The organism is Candidatus Glomeribacter gigasporarum BEG34 (genome assembly GCF_000227585.1).
GTDB classification, from domain to species: domain Bacteria; phylum Pseudomonadota; class Gammaproteobacteria; order Burkholderiales; family Burkholderiaceae; genus Glomeribacter; species Glomeribacter gigasporarum_B.
In genome coordinates, this window is the sequence record NZ_CAFB01000090.1 from 1 (window position 1) to 2,741 (window position 2,741).

Genomic DNA, 2,741 nt, shown 5'->3' on the forward strand with positions numbered 1-2,741 from the left:
CCTTGGCATGCCCAACCGTCCAGACAGCCGTATGAACAGGAGCGCATCGCTGGGGCGTTGAAATCGGCGGCGATTTCTTTAAAGATATTCCTTAATGAGGGCGGCGGACGCACGCCCGGCGGGACTGAAAACGCTAATCCATGCGCCTGTGGAATGCCATGATCTTCGCCGTGGTAAGGGTCTTGTCCGAGGATGACAATTTTGACCGCGTCCGGCGGCGTCAAATGCAGCGCGCGAAACACATCGTGCGGATAAATGATCTTGCCGTTGTTTGCGCATTCGCCATCGACAAAATGGCACAGCGCCGTGTAATGCGCGCTTTCGAGAAAGGGGGCCAGAATCCCGCGCCAGCCAGTGGATAAGCCGTCGAATTGAGTACAGAGCTGCGGTTTAGTGTCTTGCATTGACGAACGATGCTCCATGATGCGCTGGAGTGCTTGCTGGCGCGTAATGGGCATGAGCGATGAACCTATTCACAGCGATTGCACCGCCTCAAGCACCGCCTCTACATGCCCCGCCACTTTGACGCTGCGCCATTCGCGGCGCAGCACTCCGCGCTCATCGATCAGGAAAGTCGAGCGTTCGACGCCGCGCACTGCCTTGCCATACATCTTTTTGATCTTGATCACGTCGAACAGGGTGCACAGCGCCTCATCGATGTCCGCAATCAGCTCAAATGGCAGCGTGTATTTGGTTTTAAAGGCTTCGTGTGATTTAAGCGAATCGCGCGAAATACCGGCAATGACAGCGCCGGCCTGGCTAAATGACTCAAACAGATCCCGAAACGCGATACTTTCGGAGGTGCACCCAGGAGTGTCGTCTTTCGGATAGAAATACAACACGACTTTCTTGCCGCGCAACGCGGCGATTGAAAATTCTCCGTCGGTTGCGCTGGCCGTAAAATCAGGCACCAGTTGGTCGATCACAATGGGCATCAAATTTTCTCCGGTAGGTCAATATTCGGGCAACCCTAGAGCATTTTTCAGTGAGATTGCATAAGGAGCGCGAAGCGACACAGTGCCAGCCGCTGAAAAATGCTCTACTCAATCAAGGCTTGCGCGTCCGCGACATGATCGCGATAAGCCTCGAAGATTTTACGAAGCGCGCCGTTCATATCCATTTGAGGATTCCATCCCAGTTCAGTGCGCGTATTATCGATTTTCGGCGCGCGCGCCTGCATGTCTTGATAGCCGCCGCCGTAATAGGCGCCAGACGAAGTCTCAACCAGTCTGACTTGCCGGGCGCGCGGCGCGTATTCCGGAAATTCGGACGCCAGCGCGAGCATGGTTCGGGCGAGTTCACGCACTGAACATTCGTTTTCCGGATTGCCAATATTGTAAATTTTGCCGCTTGCGATGCCATTCGGGTTCTCGATGATTCGCATCAGCGCGTCGATTCCATCATCAATATCAGTGAAAGCGCGCTTCTGATAACCGCCATCGACCAGATGAATGGGCTCCCCGCGCACGATTTGCCCCAGAAACTGGGACACCACGCGCGAGCTGCCCTCTTTGGGGGTATTGATGGAATCCAATCCCGGCCCAATCCAGTTAAACGGTCTGAACAGGGTGAAATTCAGCCCCTCCTGCATGCCGTATCCCCAAATGACACGGTCCATCAATTGCTTTGAAGCCGCATAAATCCAGCGCGGTTTGCTAATTGGGCCGTAAATTAAATTGGATGTCTGCGGATCGAATTCATCATCTGTGCACATTCCATAGACTTCGGACGTCGATGGAAACACCAGATGTTTGCGGTATTTGACTGCCGAGCGCACAATCGGCAGATTGGCCTCGAAATCCAGCTCAAAGACGCGCAGGGGCTGTGTGACATAGGTTGCCGGCGTTGCAATCGCGACCAGCGGCAAAATGACATCGCATTTGCGGATGTGATATTCGACCCACTCTTTGTTGATCGTAATATCGCCCTCAAAGAAATGCATGCGCGGATGGCGAATTTCATCGCTTAGACGGTCGGTGAGCATGTCCATGCCAAACACCTCCCAATCCGCCGTCTCAAGGATGCGCTTGGAAAGATGATGGCCGATAAAACCGTTCACGCCGAGAATCAGGATTTTTTTCACCCCCGTATTATCCCTCAACCTGCTTAACCTCATCCTCCGCCTTCTCTGTCCTTTTCAAGCCGTGTGTGCGCAAACTGGCGCGGCCAGGCGCGGACCTGCTGGTAAATACGTCCGATATATTCGCCAAGCAGTCCGAGCGCAAAAATGACAACGCCAATCAAAAAGAAATTAATCGCAAATAGCGTAAATACGCCTTCGACTTCCGCGCCCAGAATAAAACGGCGCACCACCAGCAAGACAAATAGCGCGGCCGAGCCCGCCGATAATAATAAGCCCGCAAACGATAGCCACTGCAACGGCGCCACCGAAAATCCGGTCACCAGATCAAATGCCAGCCGAATCAGTGCATAAAATGAATATTTTGAATCGCCAGCAAAACGCTTATCATGCGCGACCTCGATTTCGGCTGGATTCTGTGCGAAGGTATAACCGAGCGCCGGAATAAAGATATTGGTCTCGCCATAGGCGTTCATCCGGTTCACGATGCGCCGGCTGTAACCGCGCAGCATGCAACCGTGGTCGGTGAGCCGGATATGCGTAATCCGTTCGCGCAGCCAGTTCATGAGGCGCGATGCCTGATGCCGCCATACACTGCGCCGCCGCTGCGCGCGAATCGTCCCGACATAGTCGTGGCCCGCGCGCATCTGCTCAACCACTT

The 2,741-nt window shown here is 54.1% G+C and carries 3 protein-coding genes and 1 pseudogene; all 4 read right to left on the reverse strand.

Features of this window, described 5'->3' with window-relative positions:
* A partial coding sequence (locus tag CAGGBEG34_RS08870; RefSeq protein WP_042688475.1) for a hypothetical protein occupies positions 1 to 422 on the reverse strand: 422 nt, incomplete at its 3' end.
* A gap of 51 nt (positions 423 to 473) precedes the next feature.
* Positions 474 to 935, reverse strand: coding sequence for a peroxiredoxin (locus CAGGBEG34_RS08875; protein WP_006683309.1), 462 nt, complete (start codon positions 933 to 935; stop codon positions 474 to 476).
* Between the two features lie 104 nt (positions 936 to 1,039).
* Positions 1,040 to 2,116 carry a bifunctional UDP-4-keto-pentose/UDP-xylose synthase gene (locus CAGGBEG34_RS08880; protein ID WP_006683310.1) on the reverse strand — a complete coding sequence of 359 codons (1,077 nt, stop codon included), beginning with the start codon at positions 2,114 to 2,116 and terminating at the stop codon, positions 1,040 to 1,042.
* A pseudogene (locus tag CAGGBEG34_RS08885) lies at positions 2,113 to 2,741 on the reverse strand (glycosyltransferase); the annotation flags it as partial. The pseudogene CAGGBEG34_RS08885 and the gene CAGGBEG34_RS08880, both read right to left, overlap by 4 nt.

Coding starts and splice junctions, on each gene's coding strand:
- CAGGBEG34_RS08875 (WP_006683309.1), bottom strand. CDS start 935: ATGCCCATTGTGATCGACCAACTGGTGCCTGATTTTACGGCCAGCGCA.
- CAGGBEG34_RS08880 (WP_006683310.1), bottom strand. CDS start 2,116: ATGAGGTTAAGCAGGTTGAGGGATAATACGGGGGTGAAAAAAATCCTG.